Annotated in this window: 36 protein-coding genes and 1 pseudogene; all 37 read right to left on the reverse strand. The window is 42.7% G+C overall.

All coding sequences use genetic code 11. The features are described from left to right. Positions 1 to 81 precede the first annotated feature (81 nt). Positions 82 to 474 (reverse strand): 30S ribosomal protein S9, encoded by a 393-nt coding sequence (gene rpsI, locus NST16_RS17230; protein WP_003225846.1) that lies wholly within the window; start codon positions 472 to 474, stop codon positions 82 to 84. Between the two features lie 20 nt (positions 475 to 494). Continuing rightward, positions 495 to 932 (reverse strand): 50S ribosomal protein L13, encoded by a 438-nt coding sequence (gene rplM, locus NST16_RS17235; protein WP_003241966.1) that lies wholly within the window; start codon positions 930 to 932, stop codon positions 495 to 497. 161 nt (positions 933 to 1,093) lie between these two features. After that, a complete protein-coding gene (gene truA / locus NST16_RS17240) occupies positions 1,094 to 1,837 on the reverse strand; it encodes a tRNA pseudouridine(38-40) synthase TruA (RefSeq protein WP_268447478.1) in 744 nt (247 codons plus the stop codon). A 9-nt stretch (positions 1,838 to 1,846) separates the two neighbouring features. Then, positions 1,847 to 2,644, reverse strand: a complete 798-nt coding sequence (locus NST16_RS17245; protein ID WP_168746782.1) for an energy-coupling factor transporter transmembrane component T family protein — start codon at positions 2,642 to 2,644, stop codon at positions 1,847 to 1,849. Further along, complete coding sequence (locus NST16_RS17250) at positions 2,641 to 3,510, reverse strand: energy-coupling factor ABC transporter ATP-binding protein (RefSeq protein WP_168746781.1); 870 nt, start codon at positions 3,508 to 3,510, stop codon at positions 2,641 to 2,643. The genes NST16_RS17245 and NST16_RS17250 overlap by 4 nt, the downstream gene beginning before the upstream one ends. Beyond that, positions 3,486 to 4,331, reverse strand: a complete 846-nt coding sequence (locus NST16_RS17255) for an energy-coupling factor ABC transporter ATP-binding protein (RefSeq protein WP_010332784.1) — start codon at positions 4,329 to 4,331, stop codon at positions 3,486 to 3,488. The genes NST16_RS17250 and NST16_RS17255 overlap by 25 nt, the downstream gene beginning before the upstream one ends. A 129-nt stretch (positions 4,332 to 4,460) precedes the next feature. Next, a complete protein-coding gene (gene rplQ / locus NST16_RS17260) occupies positions 4,461 to 4,823 on the reverse strand; it encodes a 50S ribosomal protein L17 (protein ID WP_003225836.1) in 363 nt (120 codons plus the stop codon). Positions 4,824 to 4,900: 77 nt separating this feature from the next. Next, positions 4,901 to 5,845: a DNA-directed RNA polymerase subunit alpha gene (locus tag NST16_RS17265; RefSeq protein ID WP_010332783.1), complete on the reverse strand. Its 945-nt coding sequence runs from the start codon at positions 5,843 to 5,845 to the stop codon at positions 4,901 to 4,903. 176 nt (positions 5,846 to 6,021) lie between these two features. After that, entirely contained in the window at positions 6,022 to 6,417 is a 396-nt protein-coding gene (gene rpsK, locus NST16_RS17270; protein WP_010332782.1) for a 30S ribosomal protein S11, read from the reverse strand. A gap of 20 nt (positions 6,418 to 6,437) precedes the next feature. Then, positions 6,438 to 6,803, reverse strand: coding sequence for a 30S ribosomal protein S13 (gene rpsM, locus NST16_RS17275; protein ID WP_003156545.1), 366 nt, complete (start codon positions 6,801 to 6,803; stop codon positions 6,438 to 6,440). Between the two features lie 22 nt (positions 6,804 to 6,825). Further along, positions 6,826 to 6,939: a 50S ribosomal protein L36 gene (gene rpmJ / locus NST16_RS17280; protein WP_003156543.1), complete on the reverse strand. Its 114-nt coding sequence runs from the start codon at positions 6,937 to 6,939 to the stop codon at positions 6,826 to 6,828. 32 nt (positions 6,940 to 6,971) lie between these two features. Beyond that, positions 6,972 to 7,190, reverse strand: coding sequence for a translation initiation factor IF-1 (gene infA / locus NST16_RS17285; RefSeq protein WP_003156508.1), 219 nt, complete (start codon positions 7,188 to 7,190; stop codon positions 6,972 to 6,974). Further along, positions 7,168 to 7,448, reverse strand: a pseudogene (locus NST16_RS17290) (KOW domain-containing RNA-binding protein). The gene infA and the pseudogene NST16_RS17290 overlap by 23 nt, the downstream one beginning before the upstream one ends. Before the next feature lie 64 nt (positions 7,449 to 7,512). Beyond that, entirely contained in the window at positions 7,513 to 8,259 is a 747-nt protein-coding gene (gene map, locus NST16_RS17295; RefSeq protein ID WP_010332781.1) for a type I methionyl aminopeptidase, read from the reverse strand. After that, a complete protein-coding gene (locus tag NST16_RS17300; protein ID WP_010332780.1) occupies positions 8,256 to 8,909 on the reverse strand; it encodes an adenylate kinase in 654 nt (217 codons plus the stop codon). The genes map and NST16_RS17300 overlap by 4 nt, the downstream gene beginning before the upstream one ends. 54 nt (positions 8,910 to 8,963) lie before the next feature. Beyond that, positions 8,964 to 10,259 carry a preprotein translocase subunit SecY gene (gene secY, locus NST16_RS17305; protein ID WP_010332779.1) on the reverse strand — a complete coding sequence of 432 codons (1,296 nt, stop codon included), beginning with the start codon at positions 10,257 to 10,259 and terminating at the stop codon, positions 8,964 to 8,966. 1 nt (position 10,260) lies between these two features. Further along, entirely contained in the window at positions 10,261 to 10,701 is a 441-nt protein-coding gene (rplO, locus tag NST16_RS17310) for a 50S ribosomal protein L15 (protein ID WP_003225819.1), read from the reverse strand. 30 nt (positions 10,702 to 10,731) lie between these two features. Next, the gene (gene rpmD, locus NST16_RS17315; protein WP_003156497.1) at positions 10,732 to 10,911 is read right to left on the reverse strand and encodes a 50S ribosomal protein L30; all 180 of its coding nucleotides are present in this window, start codon (positions 10,909 to 10,911) and stop codon (positions 10,732 to 10,734) included. Positions 10,912 to 10,924: 13 nt separating this feature from the next. After that, positions 10,925 to 11,425 carry a 30S ribosomal protein S5 gene (gene rpsE, locus NST16_RS17320; RefSeq protein ID WP_003156493.1) on the reverse strand — a complete coding sequence of 167 codons (501 nt, stop codon included), beginning with the start codon at positions 11,423 to 11,425 and terminating at the stop codon, positions 10,925 to 10,927. Between the two features lie 24 nt (positions 11,426 to 11,449). Next, the gene (rplR, locus tag NST16_RS17325; protein WP_010332778.1) at positions 11,450 to 11,812 is read right to left on the reverse strand and encodes a 50S ribosomal protein L18; all 363 of its coding nucleotides are present in this window, start codon (positions 11,810 to 11,812) and stop codon (positions 11,450 to 11,452) included. 32 nt (positions 11,813 to 11,844) lie between these two features. Continuing rightward, positions 11,845 to 12,384, reverse strand: a complete 540-nt coding sequence (gene rplF / locus NST16_RS17330; protein WP_010332777.1) for a 50S ribosomal protein L6 — start codon at positions 12,382 to 12,384, stop codon at positions 11,845 to 11,847. 30 nt (positions 12,385 to 12,414) lie between these two features. Then, positions 12,415 to 12,813 carry a 30S ribosomal protein S8 gene (gene rpsH / locus NST16_RS17335; protein WP_010332776.1) on the reverse strand — a complete coding sequence of 133 codons (399 nt, stop codon included), beginning with the start codon at positions 12,811 to 12,813 and terminating at the stop codon, positions 12,415 to 12,417. Positions 12,814 to 12,844: 31 nt separating this feature from the next. Then, on the reverse strand, positions 12,845 to 13,030 hold the full coding sequence (gene rpsN / locus NST16_RS17340; RefSeq protein WP_003156488.1) for a 30S ribosomal protein S14: 186 nt from the start codon (positions 13,028 to 13,030) through the stop codon (positions 12,845 to 12,847). A gap of 22 nt (positions 13,031 to 13,052) precedes the next feature. Further along, positions 13,053 to 13,592 carry a 50S ribosomal protein L5 gene (rplE, locus tag NST16_RS17345; protein ID WP_010332775.1) on the reverse strand — a complete coding sequence of 180 codons (540 nt, stop codon included), beginning with the start codon at positions 13,590 to 13,592 and terminating at the stop codon, positions 13,053 to 13,055. A gap of 25 nt (positions 13,593 to 13,617) precedes the next feature. Beyond that, positions 13,618 to 13,929 carry a 50S ribosomal protein L24 gene (gene rplX, locus NST16_RS17350; protein ID WP_003156486.1) on the reverse strand — a complete coding sequence of 104 codons (312 nt, stop codon included), beginning with the start codon at positions 13,927 to 13,929 and terminating at the stop codon, positions 13,618 to 13,620. A gap of 36 nt (positions 13,930 to 13,965) precedes the next feature. Continuing rightward, positions 13,966 to 14,334, reverse strand: a complete 369-nt coding sequence (rplN, locus tag NST16_RS17355) for a 50S ribosomal protein L14 (protein ID WP_003225805.1) — start codon at positions 14,332 to 14,334, stop codon at positions 13,966 to 13,968. Between the two features lie 41 nt (positions 14,335 to 14,375). Continuing rightward, positions 14,376 to 14,639 carry a 30S ribosomal protein S17 gene (gene rpsQ, locus NST16_RS17360; protein WP_003178345.1) on the reverse strand — a complete coding sequence of 88 codons (264 nt, stop codon included), beginning with the start codon at positions 14,637 to 14,639 and terminating at the stop codon, positions 14,376 to 14,378. A 22-nt stretch (positions 14,640 to 14,661) separates the two neighbouring features. Continuing rightward, positions 14,662 to 14,862 carry a 50S ribosomal protein L29 gene (gene rpmC / locus NST16_RS17365; protein WP_003156482.1) on the reverse strand — a complete coding sequence of 67 codons (201 nt, stop codon included), beginning with the start codon at positions 14,860 to 14,862 and terminating at the stop codon, positions 14,662 to 14,664. Then, entirely contained in the window at positions 14,852 to 15,286 is a 435-nt protein-coding gene (gene rplP, locus NST16_RS17370; RefSeq protein ID WP_003225801.1) for a 50S ribosomal protein L16, read from the reverse strand. The genes rpmC and rplP overlap by 11 nt, the downstream gene beginning before the upstream one ends. Position 15,287: 1 nt before the next feature. Beyond that, positions 15,288 to 15,944: a 30S ribosomal protein S3 gene (gene rpsC, locus NST16_RS17375; protein WP_010332773.1), complete on the reverse strand. Its 657-nt coding sequence runs from the start codon at positions 15,942 to 15,944 to the stop codon at positions 15,288 to 15,290. 3 nt (positions 15,945 to 15,947) lie between these two features. Further along, the gene (gene rplV, locus NST16_RS17380) at positions 15,948 to 16,289 is read right to left on the reverse strand and encodes a 50S ribosomal protein L22 (RefSeq protein ID WP_010332772.1); all 342 of its coding nucleotides are present in this window, start codon (positions 16,287 to 16,289) and stop codon (positions 15,948 to 15,950) included. Between the two features lie 16 nt (positions 16,290 to 16,305). Continuing rightward, entirely contained in the window at positions 16,306 to 16,584 is a 279-nt protein-coding gene (gene rpsS, locus NST16_RS17385) for a 30S ribosomal protein S19 (RefSeq protein ID WP_003156472.1), read from the reverse strand. Positions 16,585 to 16,641: 57 nt separating this feature from the next. After that, complete coding sequence (gene rplB, locus NST16_RS17390; RefSeq protein ID WP_010332771.1) at positions 16,642 to 17,475, reverse strand: 50S ribosomal protein L2; 834 nt, start codon at positions 17,473 to 17,475, stop codon at positions 16,642 to 16,644. Between the two features lie 31 nt (positions 17,476 to 17,506). After that, positions 17,507 to 17,794 (reverse strand): 50S ribosomal protein L23, encoded by a 288-nt coding sequence (rplW, locus tag NST16_RS17395; protein WP_340887751.1) that lies wholly within the window; start codon positions 17,792 to 17,794, stop codon positions 17,507 to 17,509. Beyond that, positions 17,794 to 18,417: a 50S ribosomal protein L4 gene (rplD, locus tag NST16_RS17400; RefSeq protein WP_003242004.1), complete on the reverse strand. Its 624-nt coding sequence runs from the start codon at positions 18,415 to 18,417 to the stop codon at positions 17,794 to 17,796. The genes rplW and rplD overlap by 1 nt, the downstream gene beginning before the upstream one ends. A gap of 27 nt (positions 18,418 to 18,444) precedes the next feature. Beyond that, entirely contained in the window at positions 18,445 to 19,074 is a 630-nt protein-coding gene (rplC, locus tag NST16_RS17405; protein WP_010332770.1) for a 50S ribosomal protein L3, read from the reverse strand. A gap of 39 nt (positions 19,075 to 19,113) precedes the next feature. After that, entirely contained in the window at positions 19,114 to 19,422 is a 309-nt protein-coding gene (gene rpsJ / locus NST16_RS17410) for a 30S ribosomal protein S10 (protein ID WP_003156464.1), read from the reverse strand. Between the last annotated feature and the right edge of the window lie 81 nt (positions 19,423 to 19,503).

Here is a 19,503-nt window from a genome sequence, read left to right on the forward strand (position 1 = left end):
GTTTCATCACTTCTGCTTTTATTCTGAAAAGAAAATAAAAAAAAGCCCCCAACCCATAGTTGAGAGCTTTGAAACGTAAAATTAACGTTTTGAGAACTGAGGTGCACGACGAGCGCCTTTAAGACCGTATTTTTTACGTTCTTTCATACGAGCGTCACGAGTCAGAAGACCTGCACGTTTAAGTGTTGCACGGTATTCTGGATCTGCTTCAAGCAAAGCACGAGCGATACCATGACGGATTGCTCCAGCTTGACCAGATAAGCCGCCTCCATGTACGTTTACTAAAACATCATAAGTGCCAGCTGTTTCAGTCAAAGTTAATGGTTGTTTGATATCTTCGATTAGAGCTGGAGATGGGATGTGCTCGCTGATTTCACGATTATTAACGACGATACGACCTTCTCCTGGAACTAAGCGCACACGCGCTACAGAACTTTTACGACGGCCAGTACCGTAATATTGAACCTGTGCCAAATTGGTAACCTCCTTTTTAATTAACCGCGAAGTTCGTAAACTTCAGGTTTTTGTGCTTCATGTGGATGCTCAGAACCACGGTATACGTTCAATTTTTTGAACATTTGACGACCTAGAGAACCTTTTGGAAGCATGCCTTTGATAGCAAGCTCAAGCATTTTCTCAGGGTAGTTTGTACGCATTTCAAGAGCAGTTCTTGATTTTAATCCGCCTGGATGTTGAGTGTGACGGTAGTAGATTTTGTCAGTTAACTTTTTACCAGTTAACTCGATTTTTTCAGCGTTGATGATGATCACATGATCTCCAGTATCAACGTGTGGTGTGTAAGTTGGTTTGTGTTTTCCGCGAAGGATAGCTGCAACTTCTGAAGAAAGACGGCCTAAAGTCTTGCCAGCAGCATCAACAACTAACCACTTGCGTTCAATAGTACTTGCGTTAGCCATAGGTGTTGTACGCATTGAATTTCCCTCCTAAATGATCTGTCATTTTCAATAAACTTCGATTACGTTCTATTTCACAACACAATAAGTTCCGGGGCTTATCGTGGGGTTGAAATACATACCATATGATATCTTATAACTTTATGCAGACTCTGTCAAGAAAATATTATACACCTGGTTTAGTTGTCATAGTAAACGTTCCATAAATATAGCCCATGCCCCGGTGCTGTACGCCCTGCTGCTTCGCGATCCTTCGCTTCCAGCATGGATTTCACATCATCGGGAGAAATTTTTCCAATACCTGCATCCAGCAAAGTACCCGCAATAATTCTGACCATATTATATAGGAAACCGCTGCCTGTGATCCGCATTTGCAGGCCGTCATCAGTCTCAGTCCAATCGAGTTCATAAATCGTTCTCACTTTGTCCTGCACTTCCGTTTTAGCCGCACAAAAGCTTGTAAAATCATGTGTTCCTAAAAGATGCTTTGCCGCTTCTCTCATGTTCTGCACATTGAGGCGATATGAAAAATGGTAAGCGTAATGCCGTTTAAATACGTCCGGGTGTTTCTCCGTGTATACAAAGTAGCGATATTCCTTTTTAACTGCGCTAAATCGTGCATGGAACCCATCATCCGCAATTTCTGCCGTTTTGACTGCAATATCATCCGGAAGCAGTGCATTTAAAGCATACGGCCATCTCTCAGCCGGAATAGAGAGCGGTGTATCAAAATGAATCACCTGTCCAGCCGCGTGAACCCCGCTGTCCGTCCGTCCAGAGGAAACGACAGGGATTCTGTCTTTTGACTTATGCAGCACAGCCAGTGCCTTCTCAAGCTCATCCTGAACCGTCCTTTTACCCGGCTGTACTTGGTATCCATTAAACAAATGTCCGTCATAAGAAATCGTGCATTTCAGTCTCATAAAGCACCTCTAAGCCCTTAAGAAAAATAACAGAGCAGCCAATATGAACAAGCTGACAATGACAGAAGTATCCTTTGCCGTCCATACAAGCTTTCTGTATTTTGTGCGTCCCTCTCCGCCTTGATAGCCTCTTGCCTCCATTGCAACCGCAAGCTCTTCAGCACGCTTAAACGCACTGACAAAGAGAGGGACTAGCAGCGGCACAATTGCCTTCACTCTGTCTTTAAGCGGTCCGCTTGTAAAATCAACGCCTCGCGCCATCTGAGCCTTCATAATCTTATCTGTCTCCTCCATCAAGGTTGGGATAAACCGCAAAGAGATCGACATCATAAGAGCCAGCTCGTGAACAGGAAGCTTTAATTTTTTAAATGGGTTGAGCAGCCGTTCCATACCATCGGTAATCTCAATAGGTGTTGTTGTCAGCGTTAATAGAGTGGTCATTAAAATCAGATAGACGAACCTAAGGGAAATGAAAATCCCTTGTACCAAACCGCCCTCATAGATCTTGAAAAAGCCAAGTTCAAAAATAACCGGCCCTTCATGTGTCATGAAAATATGGAGCAGGAACGTAAAAAGAATAATCCAGATGATAGGCCTTAGCCCCTTCATCAAAAAGGAAAAAGGAACCCTTGTTAAGGAAACAACGCCTGCTGTAAATAAACCAAGCAGCGCATAGGTCTGCACATTATTGGCTAGGAAAACGATACAGACAAACAAAAAGATCGTAACCAGTTTTGTTCGTGGATCAAGCCGGTGCACAAGTGAAGAACCCGGCACATACTTGCCGATAATCATGCTGTCCATCATAAGGTCTTTTCCCCCTGAAAAAGAGCACGGATTTCAGCAGCTGCATCTTCTATTGTGAGCAGAGGCTCTTTAAATCTGACACCAAGTGCGGCTTCCAGCTGCCTTTGGAATTTAATTGTTTCCGGAAGATCCAGCCCCCAGCCGGCCATCTCTTCCCCTTTTGAGAACAAGTCTCGCGGACTGCCTGATGCCTGGATAGTTCCTTTATGCATCACGATCATTTCATCAGCATAGGCAGCCGCATCCTCCATGCTGTGGGTGACAAGAATTGTCGTCAGATTTCCCCGTTGGTGGAGCTCATAAAACATGTCCATGATCTCTTTTCGCCCTCTTGGATCCAGTCCTGCTGTCGGTTCATCAAGAACAAGCACTTCAGGATCCATTGCAAGCACCCCGGCAATTGCAACTCTGCGCATTTGCCCTCCGCTTAATTCAAAAGGTGATCTATCCAGGAGCTCTTCAGATAAACCTACAAGCTTCAGCATCTCTCTCGCTTTTTGTTCAGCGTCTTCCTTTTTTACACCAAAGTTCATCGGTCCAAATGAAATATCTTTGAGAACTGTTTCTTCAAATAATTGATGTTCGGGGAATTGGAAAACGATTCCGACTTTTTTTCGGAGGGCTTTAAGGTCTTTATTCTTTTTTCCTGCCTGTATAACAGTACTGCCTAATGAAATATGCCCCTTTGTAGGCTTCAGGAGACCATTCAGGTGCTGAAGAAGAGTGGATTTACCGGAGCCTGTATGCCCTATTACGGCCACATAGCTGCCTTCCTTAATCGATGCATTGATATCATACAGGGCAAGGCGCTCAAACGGCGTCTTTATCTGATAGCGATGCTCTACATCTTTGATTGTAATGTCCATAGCTCGTTCACCAGCCCTTCCTGAGTCAAATGATTTTCTTCCAAAGCCAGTCCATTTTCTCTTAAGAGCTGGCTGAGCTGGAATGAGAAGGGTAAATCAAGCCCGATTCGAACAAGTTCCTTATTCAATTTGAAAATTTCTTCAGGCGTACCCTCGGCATATTTCTTACCGCCATTCATGACAATGATTCTGTCAGCTTTTGCAGCCTCATTCAGATCATGTGTAATCGAGATGACAGTTGCCATACCTTGCTCTTTTAAGTGTCTTACTGTTTCAAGCACTTCTTCTCGCCCGATCGGGTCAAGCATGGATGTTGCTTCATCTAAGATAATAATATCAGGACGTGCGGCAATAATCCCTGCTATCGCAACTCTCTGCTTTTGGCCTCCGGAGAGATGGTGCGGCTCTTGATCAAGAAAATCCTGCATGTTGACCTGTTTGACAGCCCAATCTACTCTCTCAATCATTTCTTCCCGCGGTACACCATTGTTTTCTAAACCAAAAGCCACATCATCGCGAACTGTCGTTCCGACAAATTGGTTATCCGGATTTTGAAAGACCATACCAATCTTCTTACGCACTTCCCACACTGACTCCTCTGTCAGTTGAATCCCAGCAACCTTTATGTCGCCTGATTCAGGAAGGATTAAACCATTCAATGCCCGGGCCAGTGTTGATTTCCCTGAACCGTTATGACCTACAATTGCAAGCCATTCACCCTCATACACCTGCAGGGAGACGCTATCTAGTGCTCGTCTTTCTGCGTCTTTCCGATATCGAAAAACGATATCCTCTACCGATATCAACTGATTTTGATTCACGGACAACCGGCCTCCTCTCAGCTCATACTCTGCTTGTCTCTCTATTGAAAAAGTTGAAGTATCTAAAAAAAGGGCATAGATCCAGTTAGAAACTGTCCCGCCCTTCTTTAGATACACAAAAATATGTGATTAAACCAATTCGATAATTGCCATTGGTGCTCCGTCACCACGGCGAGGACCAAGCTTCATAATACGTGTGTATCCACCTTGGCGCTCCTCGTAACGAGTTGCAATGTCAGAGAATAATTTTTGAAGTGCATCTTGGTTATTTTCTTCGTTAGCAACCTCGTTGCGGATGTATGCAGCAGCTTGACGGCGAGCGTGAAGATCACCGCGTTTGCCAAGCGTGATCATTTTTTCAACTACAGAGCGAAGTTCTTTCGCACGTGTTTCAGTTGTTTCGATTCTTTCATTGATGATCAAATCAGTTGTAAGATCACGAAGCATAGCCTTACGCTGTGCACTCGTACGTCCTAGTTTTCTGTATGACATGTGATGTCCCCTCCTTTATTGAAATGCTTTTTCTGAATTATAAACACACGAAAATCCTAGTTCACAAGGGAAACTAGTCAATCGTCTTTGCGAAGTCCGAGTCCAAGTTCTTCTAGTTTCGCTTTCACTTCTTCAAGTGATTTGCGTCCTAGATTACGAACTTTCATCATATCTTCTTCCGTCTTGTTCGCAAGCTCTTGAACCGTGTTGATACCCGCACGCTTTAAGCAGTTGTAAGAACGAACAGAAAGATCTAGTTCTTCAATCGTCATTTCAAGAACTTTCTCTTTTTGATCTTCTTCTTTTTCAACCATGATTTCAGCATGCTGAGCTTCGTCAGTTAAACCAACGAATATATTAAGGTGTTCAGTTAAAATCTTTGAACCAAGCGCAATTGCTTCTTTTGGCCCAGTGCTTCCATCAGTCCAAACATCAAGTGTAAGTTTGTCATAGTTTGCAACCTGGCCTACACGAGTGTTCTCTACTTGATAAGATACACGAGAAACTGGCGTATAGATTGAATCGATCGGAATCACGCCGATAGGCTGATCGTCTCTTTTGTTTGCGTCGGCAGGCGTATACCCACGTCCTCTTTGAGCAGTAAGGCGAACTCGGAAACTCGCATTCTCACCAAGAGTCGCGATATGAAGATCAGGATTTAAGATCTCTACATCACTATCGTGTGTAATATCAGCTGCTGTTACAGTTCCATCACCCTGTACATCAATTTCTAGCGTCTTCTCTTCATCAGAGTAGATTTTCAATGCAAGCTTTTTAATGTTTAAGATAATCGTTGTAACATCTTCCACAACGCCTTCAATTGTCGAGAATTCGTGCAGTACACCATCTATCTGGATTGATGTTACAGCGGCACCAGGGAGTGAGGATAAGAGGATACGACGTAAGGAGTTACCCAGAGTTGTACCATATCCACGCTCAAGTGGCTCTACGACAAACTTACCAAATTTGGCATCGTCGCTGATTTCAACCGTTTCGATTTTTGGTTTTTCAATCTCGATCATTACTTAAAACCCTCCTTCAAAACGTCGAAACCTCGAATAGAATCATATGAGATTCCATCCGAAATTCCCCATTGTTTAGTCCCGTATGTGCTCAGGCAACGAGTCGGTGCATTCGTTTAATAAATAACTGTATCATAACCCATTATTGACAGGGACACAAAATCTATACAAACAAATTACACGCGGCGACGTTTTGGTGGACGGCATCCGTTATGAGGAACAGGAGTTACGTCTCTGATAGCAGTGACTTCTAATCCAGCAGCTTGAAGCGCACGGATAGCAGCTTCACGACCTGAACCAGGGCCTTTAACAGTAACCTCAAGAGTTTTAAGTCCATGTTCGATTGAACCTTTAGCAGCTGTTTCTGCAGCCATTTGCGCAGCAAAAGGAGTAGATTTACGAGAACCTCTGAATCCTAGAGCTCCGGCACTAGACCAAGAAAGAGCATTACCATGAGTGTCAGTGATCGTAACGATCGTGTTATTGAAAGTTGAACGAATATGAGCAATTCCAGACTCAATATTCTTTTTCACGCGACGTTTACGCGTGTTAGATTTACGAGCAGCAGCCATTGTTTAGGTACCTCCCTTACTTATTTTTTCTTGTTAGCTACAGTACGACGCGGACCTTTACGAGTACGCGCATTGTTTTTAGAGTTTTGTCCGCGAACAGGCAAACCTCTGCGATGGCGGATTCCGCGGTAGCTTCCGATTTCGATCAGACGCTTAATGTTAAGAGAAACTTCACGGCGAAGGTCACCTTCTACTTTCAGTTTGTCAATAACATCACGGATTTTACCAAGTTCTTCTTCAGTAAGATCACGCACACGAGTATCTTCTGAAACACCAGCCTCTTTCAAGACTTGCTGAGCCGTTGTGCGGCCAATTCCGAAGACATATGTTAAAGAAATAACAACACGTTTGTCACGTGGGATATCTACACCAGCAATACGAGCCATTCTCTGGGCACCTCCTTATAAATTATCCTTGTTTTTGTTTATGCTTTGGATTTTCACAGATCACCATTACTTTTCCTTTTCTGCGAATAACTTTACATTTTTCGCAGATTGGTTTAACTGATGGTCTCACTTTCATGTGTTTCCAACCTCCTTCAGTTTCCGGAGTGCTTATTTGTAACGGTACGTAATCCTGCCACGAGTTAAGTCATATGGAGATAATTCTACCGTAACTTTGTCTCCAGGTAAAATGCGAATGAAGTGCATGCGGATTTTACCAGATACGTGAGCCAAAACAGTGTGTCCATTCTCGAGTTCAACTTTGAACATCGCGTTTGGCAATGTTTCAACTATCGTACCTTCCACTTCAATTACATCGTCTTTCGCCATTCAAGTGTTCTCCCTTCTTCAAATCAGTAACTTGCTTTCTGACAAATTTCAAAAGAGAAAATCTCAGTTTTCTGTTTGTCACACGCCCTGTTTCGTTTATACTGTTCTGAACTTCCGGAGATACGCAATCATAAAGGGTAAAATGATTGATATTCTTTTTCTTAGGAGAATGAAATGTACGCTTTTCTCCGTCTGCTATTAGTACATGATGATCAACAATTCCACCGAAAATGGCAAGATGAATTCGTTCCTGCCAATGTTAAACCGAACCTTCTGCCCTATCAAGCCGGAAAAACATCTGCTTTCGGAATGATGTTATCATCTAGACCTTTGTCAGTATATCAAAACCCGTTTCCGTAATCGCAATTGTATGTTCAAAATGAGCACACTTTTTCCCATCTACCGTTACAACCGTCCAGTTATCAGCCAAAGTTTTCACATAGCGGCTGCCAGCGTTCACCATAGGTTCAATAGCGAGAACCATGCCAGGTTTGAGCCGTGGTCCTTTGTTGGGCGGACCGTAATGAGGGATTTGCGGGTCCTCATGCAAGTCTTGACCAACACCATGTCCGACATACTCCCTAACAACTGAAAACTGCTCATTTTCGACATACGTTTGTATTGCGTGGGAAATATTCGACAAACGTTCACCTGGTTTTGCTTCCTGCAAGCCTTTATATAAAGATTCCTCTGTCACTTCCAGAAGTTTTTTATCATCATCGCTGATGGTTCCTACCGGATATGTCCATGCAGAGTCACCATGATAACCATTTAATTTAGCACCGATATCAATACTGATGATGTCACCGTCACGCAGCACCCTGCTGCCAGGAATGCCGTGAACGAGTTCTTCATTCACTGATACGCAAATGCTCCCGCGAAACCCATTATACCCCTTAAAAGATGGGATTGCACCCTGCTTCTTAATAAAACGTTCGGCAATTTGATCCAATTCTTTTGTCGAGATTCCTGGTTTAATGTGCTTTTTTAACTCTTCATGAGTCAAAGCCACGATTCGCCCTGCTTCCCGCATGATACCAAGTTCACGAGGGGTTTTACAGATAATCATTTTTTTAATCCTCCAAGAAGATCCTTCACATCTGCATAAACATCTTGAATGTCCTGCTGGCCATTCACGTTTACAAGATAACCTTTCTCAGAATAGAAATCGAGTAAAGGCTGAGTCTGCTTCATGTTTACCTCAAGCCGTTTAGAGACTGTTTCCTCATTATCATCTGCCCGTTGATAGAGTTCGCCTCCGTCTTTATCACAAACACCCGGCGTTTTCGGCGGATTAAATACTAAATGATAGGTTGTGCCGCAAACACTGCAAATTCTGCGTCCAGTCAGACGTTCCATTAAAGAATCTTTATCAACTTTAATGTTAATGACATAATCAATCGGCTTGCCGTATTCTTCAAGAATTTCTTCAAGAGCTTCGGCTTGAGCGACTGTTCGCGGAAATCCGTCCAGAAGAAAACCTCTTTCACAATCATCTTTGCCAAGTCTTTCTTTGACAATTCCAATTGTGACTTCGTCAGGTACGAGCTCTCCCTTATCAATATAAGATTTTGCTTCGAGTCCGAGTGATGTTTCCTCTTTCATAGCAGCACGGAACATATCTCCTGTTGAGATGTGAGGTATTCCATAATCCTCAACAATTCGTTCGCCCTGTGTACCTTTACCGGCACCAGGAAGCCCCATTAAGACTAAGTTCATTCGGATTTCCCCCGTCCTCTCTTAATTAAGAGGGAATGGATAAATCCATTTCCTCTAGTTTTTCATAAATCCACGGTAGTTTCGTTTCACCAACTGGCTTTCTAGTTGTTTCATTGTCTCCAAGGCTACCCCGACAACAATTAACAAAGATGTTCCGCCAATTTGTGCACTTTGAGGCAATCCAGCGAATTGAATGAAAAAGATAGGAAGAATGGAAATCACGGCTAAGAATAAAGCACCCACAAACGTAAGTCGATACAAAATGCTCGTAATTCTATCTTGAGTCATTTTCCCTGGACGAACCCCCGGGATATAGCCACCCTGTTTTTTAAGGTTATCAGCCATTTGTTCAGGATTAACCTGGACAAAAGCATAAAAGTACGTAAAGGCAATAATTAACGCAACATATATAGTCATACCCACCGGATGTGTATTGTCAAAGTTGGCTTGAATCCACTTTGTCACATCGTTTGTTCCAAAGAATGACGCGATCGTACGCGGCGTTATTAAAAACGCAACCGCAAAGATTACAGGAATAACCCCGGCAGGATTCACTTTCAATGGAAGGTGTGTAGACTGACCTCCGCCAGCAGGTGAACGACCTGTGCCTTTAGCATATTGAATCGCAATTTTCCGTACGGCTTGCTGAATGAAAATAACTCCAACAATAACTGCTAAAATCGCAATCACAAGAAGAGCGACTTTCACAATATGAATAAACAGCTGATCGTCGCTGCCGACAAATTGAGTCTCATATATTTGTCCAACCGTTTTCGGAATACTAGATACAATCCCCGCGAAGATAATGATCGATATTCCGTTGCCTACTCCATGAGATGTGATTTGTTCCCCAAGCCACATTAAAAAGGCAGTTCCGCCAGTGAGTACTAAAGCGATGATCAGATATGTGGATACGCCGGATTTTTCAATTAGCAATCCATTAGCTAAATTGTTAAATCCGTATGACATACCCAGCGCTTGGATAAATCCAAGGACAATCGTAAAGTATCTTGTGAACTGAGCCAATTTACGGCGGCCAACTTCACCTTGCTTAGACCACTCTGTAAACTTCGGCACAACATCCATCTGAAGCAGCTGGATGATGATTGAAGCTGTGATATAAGGAGTAATCCCCATTGCGAAAATAGAGAATTGGTAAAGCGCACCGCCGCCAAATGTATTAAGAAGATCAAATACACCCATTTGAGACTGTGCCTGTAACACATCAGCGTTAACATACGGCACAGGAATAAACGCACCTATGCGAAAGACGATAAGCATGAGTAAAGTGAATATGATTTTATTCCGGATATCACTCACACGCATAAAGTTGGAGATTGTTTTAAACAAGTTAGATCACCTCAGCTGTACCGCCAGCAGCTTCAACAGCTTCTTTCGCAGAAGCAGAGAATTTATTGGCTTTTACAGTTAATTTTTTCTCTAATTTACCGTTGCCAAGAATCTTTACTCCTGCATTAAGTTTGCTTATAACACCAGTCTCAAGAAGAAGTTCAGGAGTGACTTCCGTTCCTTCTGCAAAACCGTTCAATTTGTCTAGGTTGACTACAGCGTATTCCTTACGGTTAATGTTAGTAAAGCCGCGTTTAGGAAGACGTTGGAATAAAGGCATTTGTCCCCCCTCGAACCCTGGGCGTACACCGCCGCCAGAACGAGCGTTTTGACCTTTGTGACCTTTACCAGCTGTTTTACCGTTGCCAGAACCAATACCACGACCTACGCGATTACGCGTTTTGCGTGAACCTTCTGAAGGTTTTAATTCATGAAGTTTCATTAGGACACCTCCTTATCCGATCAATTATTTTTATTGTTCTTTAACAGAAACTAAATGAGATACTTTATTAATCATACCACGAATCGCAGCGTTGTCTTCATGAACAACAGTTTGGTTTGTTTTCTTTAAACCAAGTGTTCTCACAGTAACGCGTTGATCTTCCGGGCGACCGATTACACTTCGTTTGAGGGTAATTTCTAATTTAGCCATTAATATTCCCTCCTTATCCTAACAGTTCTTCTACAGATTTTCCACGAAGCTTCGCAACCTCTTCAGCGCGCTTAAGTTCACTTAAGCCTTGAAGTGTTGCACGAATCATGTTGATCGGTGTGTTAGAACCTAGAGACTTAGAAAGGATGTCAGCTACGCCAGCAAGCTCAAGTACCGCACGTACAGGGCCTCCAGCGATAACTCCAGTACCTTCAGAAGCAGGTTTTAACAAGATGTTACCTGCACCGAAACGTCCGATGATTTCATGTGGAATTGTAGTTCCAACCATTGGTACTTCAATTAAATTCTTTTTCGCATCTTCAACAGCTTTGCGGATTGCTTCTGGTACTTCTTGCGCTTTACCAGTACCGAATCCTACGTGTCCGTTTTTGTCACCGACAACGACTAGAGCTGCGAAGCGGAAACGACGACCACCTTTAACAACTTTCGCTACGCGGTTAACCGTAACTAAGCGTTCTTCTAACTCTAATTTGCTTGGGTCAATACGACGCATAATCATGTGTCCCTCCTTCTTTTATTAAAATTTAAGTCCAGCTTCACGAGCGGCATCAGCCAAAGCTTTTACACGTCCATGGTATAAGTATCCGCCACGGTCAAATACTACGTCAGAAATGCCTTTTTCAGCAGCGCGTTTTGCAACTAATTCTCCAACTTTAGCAGCAGCTGAAGTATCTCCAGTGCTTTCAACGTTCAAGTCTTTATCGAGAGTAGATGCACTAGCAAGTGTTACACCATTTACATCATCGATGATTTGAGCGTAAATGTGCTTGTTTGAACGGAAAACGTTCAGACGCGGTCTTTCAGCAGTACCAGAAAGTTTAGCGCGAACACGAGCGTGTCTTTTAAGACGAGCAGCATTTTTGCTAGTTTTCGTAATCATCTAGGTCACTCCTTTCTTCACTTTAAGCGATCTTACTTAGCAGATTTACCTTCTTTACGGCGAACAACTTCACCTTCGTAGCGGATTCCTTTACCTTTGTAAGGCTCTGGAGAACGGACAGCGCGAATGTTAGCAGCAATAGCTCCTACGCGTTCTTTGTCTGTACCTTTAACGACTACTTTCGTTTGAGAAGGAACTTCGATATCGATGCCTTCCTCAGGGACGATCTCAACAGGGTGAGAGTATCCAACGTTTAAAACAAGTTTATTTCCGGATTTAGACGCACGGTAACCGACACCGACTAATTCCAAACCTCTTTCAAATCCTTTAGATACGCCCTCCACCATGTTGCCAAGCAGACTGCGAGTTGTACCATGCAGGGCACGGTGCTCTTTTTGATCAGAAGGACGAGCGACTGTAAGCACATTGTCCTCTATTTTAATCTCCATATCAGGGTGAAACGTACGAGTTAATTCTCCTTTTGGTCCTTTCACAGCTACAGTATTGTTATCATTTAACGTTACTGTAACATCAGAAGGAATCTCAAGTAGCTTCTTACCTACACGAGACATACCAAACACCTCCATTCATGTTAAACTTTTTTACCAAACGTATGCTAATACTTCTCCACCAGCTTGTTTTGCACGGGCTTCTTTGTCCGTTAAAACGCCATGTGATGTAGAAAGAATTGCGATTCCAAGACCGTTAAGTACACGAGGTACTTCATTAGATTTAGCATAAACACGCAAACCAGGTTTGCTGATTCTTTTAAGACCAGTGATTACGCGCTCGTTGTTTTGTCCGTATTTCAAGAAAACGCGGATGATACCTTGTTTGCTGTCTTCTACGAACTCAACGTCACGAATGAAACCTTCACGCTTTAAAATTTCAGCAATTTCTCTTTTCAATTTAGAAGCAGGAATTTCAAGCTTCTCATGACGTACCATGTTTGCATTACGAATACGAGTCAGCATATCTGCAATTGGATCTGTCATAACCATTATATAATTACCTCCTTCCCTTTCTTGGGGATTACCAGCTGGCTTTTTTCACGCCAGGAATTTGTCCTTTATATGCAAGCTCACGGAAACAAATACGGCAAAGTTTAAATTTACGAATGACTGAATGCGGACGTCCGCAGCGTTCACAGCGAGTGTACTCTTGTACTTTAAACTTTGGTGTACGTTGTTGTTTCGCAATCATTGACTTCTTAGCCACGATTTCGCCTCCCTTTCATTGATTATTTCTGGAACGGCATACCTACTTGAGTTAATAGCTCACGAGCCTCTTCATCAGAATTAGCAGTCGTTACAATAACGATGTCCATTCCGCGAACCTTTGTTACTTTATCGTAGTCAATTTCAGGGAAGATTAACTGTTCTTTGATACCAAGTGTGTAGTTACCGCGACCGTCGAAAGATTTTTTAGAAACCCCACGGAAGTCACGCACACGCGGTAAAGATACAGAAATAAGTTTATCAAGGAAATCATACATGCGCTCTCCGCGAAGAGTTACTTTCGCACCGATAGGCATTCCTTCACGAAGACGGAATCCAGCAATTGATTTCTTCGCACGAGTAACGACAGGTTTTTGACCTGCGATAAACGTTAATTCTTCAACAGCACTGTCGATTGCTTTTGCGTTTTGAACAGCATCACCAACACCCATGTTGATTACGATTTTTTCAATTTTAGGCACTTGCATAACTGAGTCATAGCTGAACTTAGTCATTAAAGCAGGTGCAATTTCTTTATTGTACTTTTCTTTAAGGCGGTTCATGAGATAGACCTCCCTTCCTTTAATACTATTTATCTAGAACTTGCCCAGATTTTTTTGCCACACGAACTTTTTTGCCATCTTCCACTTTGTATCCTACGCGAGTCACTTCACCTGTTTTAGGATCGAGCGGCATAACGTTTGATACATGAATTGGCGCCTCTTGATTAGAAATACCGCCTTGAGGGTTAGCTTGAGTTGGTTTAGAGTGTTTCTTTACCATGTTAACACCTTCAACTAAAACGCGGTCCTTTTTAGGGAAAGCAGCAAGGATTGTTCCTTGTTTACCTTTATCTTTACCAGAGATAACCATAACTTTATCGCCTTTTTTTACATGCATCCTGATCGCACCTCCTTGAGTAAGGCATTTATTTCATTAGATAACTTCTGGAGCTAGAGAAACAATTTTCATAAAGTTGTTTTCACGCAATTCACGAGCAACTGGTCCGAAGATACGAGTTCCACGCGGGCTCTTGTCGTCACGGATGATAACACATGCATTCTCATCGAAGCTGATGTATGAACCGTCACTTCTGCGCGCTCCACTTTTAGTGCGAACGATAACAGCTTTTACGACTTCACCTTTTTTGACAACGCCTCCTGGTGTTGCTTGTTTAACCGTGCAAACAATTACATCACCAATATTAGCTGTTTTACGACCAGAACCACCAAGAACTTTAATAGTAAGTACTTCACGTGCGCCAGAGTTGTCAGCTACTTTTAAACGAGTCTCTTGTTGAATCATTTTTTGTTACCTCCCTTCGGAAAGAAGAATTCCGAACTTTATTAGATAATAACAGCTTCTTCGACAACTTCAACTAGACGGAAACGCTTAGTTGCAGACAATGGACGAGTTTCCATGATCTTTACGATGTCACCGATTTTCGCTTGATTATTTTCATCATGTGCTTTGAATTTCTTTGAGTATTTTACGCGTTTACCGTAAAGTGAATGTTTCTTGTATGTTTCAACAACAACAGTGATGGTTTTATCCATTTTGTCAGAAACAACACGACCTTGGTAAACTTTGCGTTGGTTACGTTCGCTCATGCTCACGACCTCCCCTCAGTGATTATTTATTAGCAGCAATTTCTCTTTCACGAATCACAGTTTTCATGCGCGCGATAGCTTTGCGCACTTCACGAATGCGAGCAGTATTTTCAAGTTGTCCTGTCGCTAATTGAAAGCGAAGATTGAAAAGTTCTTCTTTAAGAGACTTTACTTTTTGTTCAATTTCAGCAGTGGTAAGGTCACGAATTTCATTAGCTTTCATTTGATTCACCACCAATTTCTTCACGTTTTACGAACTTCGTTTTAATTGGCAATTTGTGAGATGCAAGACGAAGCGCTTCACGAGCAACCTCTTCAGATACACCAGAAATTTCAAATAAAACTTTGCCCGGTTTTACAACAGCTACCCAACCTTCTGGAGCCCCTTTACCGGATCCCATACGTACCTCTAGTGGTTTAGCAGTGTAAGGTTTAGAAGGGAAAATTTTGATCCAAACTTTACCGCCACGTTTCATGTAACGAGTCATCGCAATACGGGCAGCTTCGATTTGACGGTTAGTGATCCAAGAAGCTTCTAGAGCTTGGATACCGAACTCACCGAAATGTACTTCAGTACCGCCTTTCGCACGGCCACGCATTTTTCCGCGATGCTCTCTGCGATATTTAACGCGTTTAGGTAATAACATATTATTTTCCTCCTTCCTCAGTTTTCTTCTTAGTAGGAAGAACCTCTCCACGATAGATCCAGACTTTCACACCAAGCTTACCATAAGTAGTGTCAGCTTCAGATGTTGCATAGTCAATGTCCGCACGTAATGTGTGCAATGGAACAGTTCCTTCACTGTAGTATTCAGAACGAGCGATATCTGCACCGCCAAGACGACCAGAAACCATTGTTTTCACACCTTGTGCTCCAGCACGCATTGTGCGTTGGATTTGTTGCTTCTGCGCACGGCGGAAAGATACACGGTTTTCTAATTGACGAGCGATGTTGTCAGCAACTAGTTGTGCATCAAGATCTGCTCTTTTGATTTCAAGAATGTTAATGTGTACACGCTTGCCAGTTAGGCTGTTAAGGGCTTTACGAAGTGCTTCAACTTCAGAACCGCCTTTACCGATAACCATACCAGGCTTAGCTGTGTGGATCGTAATGTTAACACGATTTGCTGCGCGTTCGATTTCAACTTTAGAAACAGAAGCGTCAGAAAGTCGTTTGCTAATGTATTCACGAATTCTTAAATCTTCGTGCAGGAAGTCAGCGTAATCTTTACCAGCGTACCACTTAGATTCCCAATCACGAATGACTCCGATACGAAGACCGACTGGATTTACCTTTTGACCCACTACTTATCCCTCCTTCTTTTCTGATACAACGATTGTAATGTGGCTCGTACGTTTGTTGATTTGGCTCGCACGTCCCATAGCACGTGGGCGGAATCTTTTTAACGTAGGGCCTTCGTCAACGAATGCTTGAGTAATAACCAGGCTATTAGCGTCCATTTCGTAGTTATGCTCAGCATTTGCAATAGCGGATTTTAATACTTTCTCGATAATTGGAGAAGCAGCTCTCGGTGTTAGGTTCAAGATTGACACTGCTTCACCTACTTGCTTGCCTCGAATCAGGTCCATTACTAGACGTGCTTTACGAGGAGCAATACGGACTGTTCTTGCAACAGCTTTAGCTTGCATTTAAAAGCCTCCTCTCTTAGCGTCTTGTTTTTTTGTCATCACTAGCATGACCTTTGTACGTACGAGTTGGAGCGAATTCACCCAACTTGTGCCCTACCATATCTTCAGAGATGAATACAGGCACGTGTTTACGTCCGTCATAGACTGCGATTGTGTGACCAATAAACTGTGGGAAAATAGTAGAACGACGAGACCAAGTTTTCACGACTTGTTTCTTGTCAGTTTCATTTAATTTCTCGATTTTTGTCATCAAGTGTCCATCGACAAATGGTCCTTTTTTCAAGCTGCGAGCCATTTTGGAACCTCCCTTCGTGATTGCACTACGGTCCGATATGAACCGTAGACAACCCCGTTATTTATTTTTACGACGACGTACGATAAATTTATCAGATTTGTTCTTTTTCTTACGTGTCTTGAATCCAAGAGTTGGTTTGCCCCATGGAGACATTGGTGATTTACGTCCGATTGGCGCACGTCCTTCACCACCACCGTGTGGGTGATCGTTAGGGTTCATTACAGAACCACGAACTGTTGGACGGATGCCTTTCCAGCGAGAACGTCCAGCTTTACCAATGTTGATAAGTTCATGCTGTTCGTTACCTACTTGACCGATAGAAGCACGGCAAGCAGAAAGAATCATGCGAACTTCTCCAGAGTTAAGACGTACAAGAACGTATTTGCCTTCTTTACCAAGAACCTGAGCAGATGTACCAGCTGAACGTACAAGCTGTCCGCCTTTACCAGGTTTTAATTCAATGTTATGCACAACTGTACCAACAGGGATGTTGATAAGTGGTAGTGCATTACCTACTTTGATGTCAGCTTCTGGACCTGACATGATTTCAGTACCCACTTGAATTCCTTTAGGAGCAAGAATGTAACGTTTTTCTCCGTCTGCATAGTTGACTAGAGCGATGTTAGCTGAACGGTTTGGATCGTATTCAACTGTAGCAACGCGTCCAGGTATACCATCTTTATCGCGTTTAAAATCGATAACACGGTATTGGCGTTTATGTCCGCCACCTTGGTGACGTACAGTCAATTTACCTTGGTTGTTACGTCCGCCTTTTTTGTGAAGGGGAGCAAGCAAGGATTTTTCCGGCTTGTCAGTCGTGATTTCAGCAAAATCTGAAGTTGTCATGCCACGACGTCCATTAGAGGTCGGTTTATACTTTTTAATCGCCATTTTGAATTTCCCTCCTTCTTTTTACAGATAATTAACCTTCAAAAATTTCGATTTCTTTGCTGTCTGCAGTAAGTTTCACGATCGCTTTTCTGCGACGGCTAGTCATACCAGTGTAGCGTCCGACACGTTTTGATTTACCTTTGTAGTTCATGATGTTGACTTTGTCAACTTTCACACCAAAGATGCTTTCAACCGCGTCTTTCACTTCTGTTTTGTTAGCTCTTACATCAACTTCAAAAGTATATTTCTTTTCAGCCATTAAATCAGCCGAACGTTCAGTAATGACGGGGCGCTTTAGAACATCACGAGGATCTTTCATTATGCAAGCACCTCCTCTACTTTTTCAACCGCTGCTTTTGTAATCAGAAGCTTCTCGTGGTTGACAACGTCTAAAACGTTGATTCCGTTCGCTTCAACTACAGTAACTCCAGGAATGTTGCGAGCAGATAAAGCTACTGCTTCGTTAGCATCCGCAGTTACGATTAAAGCTTTTTTCTCAACAGATAACCCTTTAAGGATAGCTGCCATTTCTTTTGTTTTAGCCGTATCAAGAGTAAGATCTTCAAGAACGATGATATTGTTGTCGTTCACTTTAGAAGACAATACTGATTTGATTGCCAAGCGGCGAACTTTTTTAGGTAATTTATAAGAATAGCTGCGTGGTGTTGGGCCGAATACGACACCACCTCCGCGCCATTGCGGTGAACGGATAGAACCTTGACGGGCACGTCCAGTACCTTTTTGACGCCATGGTTTACGACCTCCGCCGCGTACTTCAGAACGATTTTTTACTTTATGAGATCCTTGACGTAAGGAAGCTCTTTGCATAAGAATAGCGTCGAATACAACACTTTCATTTGGCTCAATTCCAAATACAGAAGCGTTTAATTCGATGTCACCAGCAGTAGAACCGTTTTGGTTGTATAATGCTACTTTTGGCATGATCAATTTCCTCCTTTCCTAAGAGAGTTATTTAGATTTAACAGCACTTTTAACAGTGATTAAAGATTTTTTCGGACCAGGTACGTTACCTTTGATCAAAAGAAGATTGCGTTCTGCATCAACTTTTACGATTTCAAGGTTTTGAACAGTGATTTGCTCTCCGCCCATACGTCCAGGTAATAATTTACCTTTGAATACACGGTTAGGATCTACAGGTCCCATTGAACCAGGACGACGGTGGTAGCGTGAACCGTGAGACATAGGTCCGCGAGATTGTCCGTGGCGCTTGATTGCACCTTGGAAACCTTTACCTTTAGATACTCCTGTTACATCTACAATTTCTCCAGCAGAGAAAATTTCAACCTTGACTTCCTGACCAACTTCATACGCATCCATTTCCACTCCGCGTAATTCTTTTACGAAGCGCTTAGGAGCAGTTTCCGCTTTTGCAACGTGTCCTTTTTCAGGTTTGTTAGAAAGCTTTTCACGCTTGTCGTCAAAACCAAGCTGGATTGCTTCGTAGCCATCGTTTTCAGCTGATTTCTTTTGAAGAACAACGTTCGGAGCAGCCTCAATAACAGTTACCGGAATAAGATCACCATTTTCAGCGAATACTTGCGTCATACCAATTTTTCTTCCTAAGATTCCTTTGGTCATTCGTCACACCTCCTATTAAGATCATTCTATATTTTAGAATTAAAGTTTAATTTCAATATCGACACCAGATGGTAAGTCTAATCGCATGAGTGCATCAACAGTTTGTGGTGTTGGGTTCACAATGTCGATTAAACGTTTATGTGTACGCATTTCAAATTGCTCACGAGAATCTTTGTATTTGTGCACCGCACGCAGGATTGTGTAAACTGATTTTTCAGTTGGCAACGGAATCGGACCAGATACGCTGGCACCAGAACGTTTTGCCGTTTCAACAATCTTCTCTGCAGATTGATCAAGGATTCTATGATCATATGCTTTCAAACGAATACGAATTTTTTGTTTTGCCATTATTTTCCCTCCTTTTCGCCTACTTCACGTTAGACAGTTCTCCGTGAGAAAAACCTGAACACCTTGCCATGGCAAAGCGGC

The sequence above is a fragment of the Bacillus sp. FSL K6-1005 genome (assembly GCF_038000225.1).
GTDB lineage: Bacteria > Bacillota > Bacilli > Bacillales > Bacillaceae > Bacillus > Bacillus mojavensis.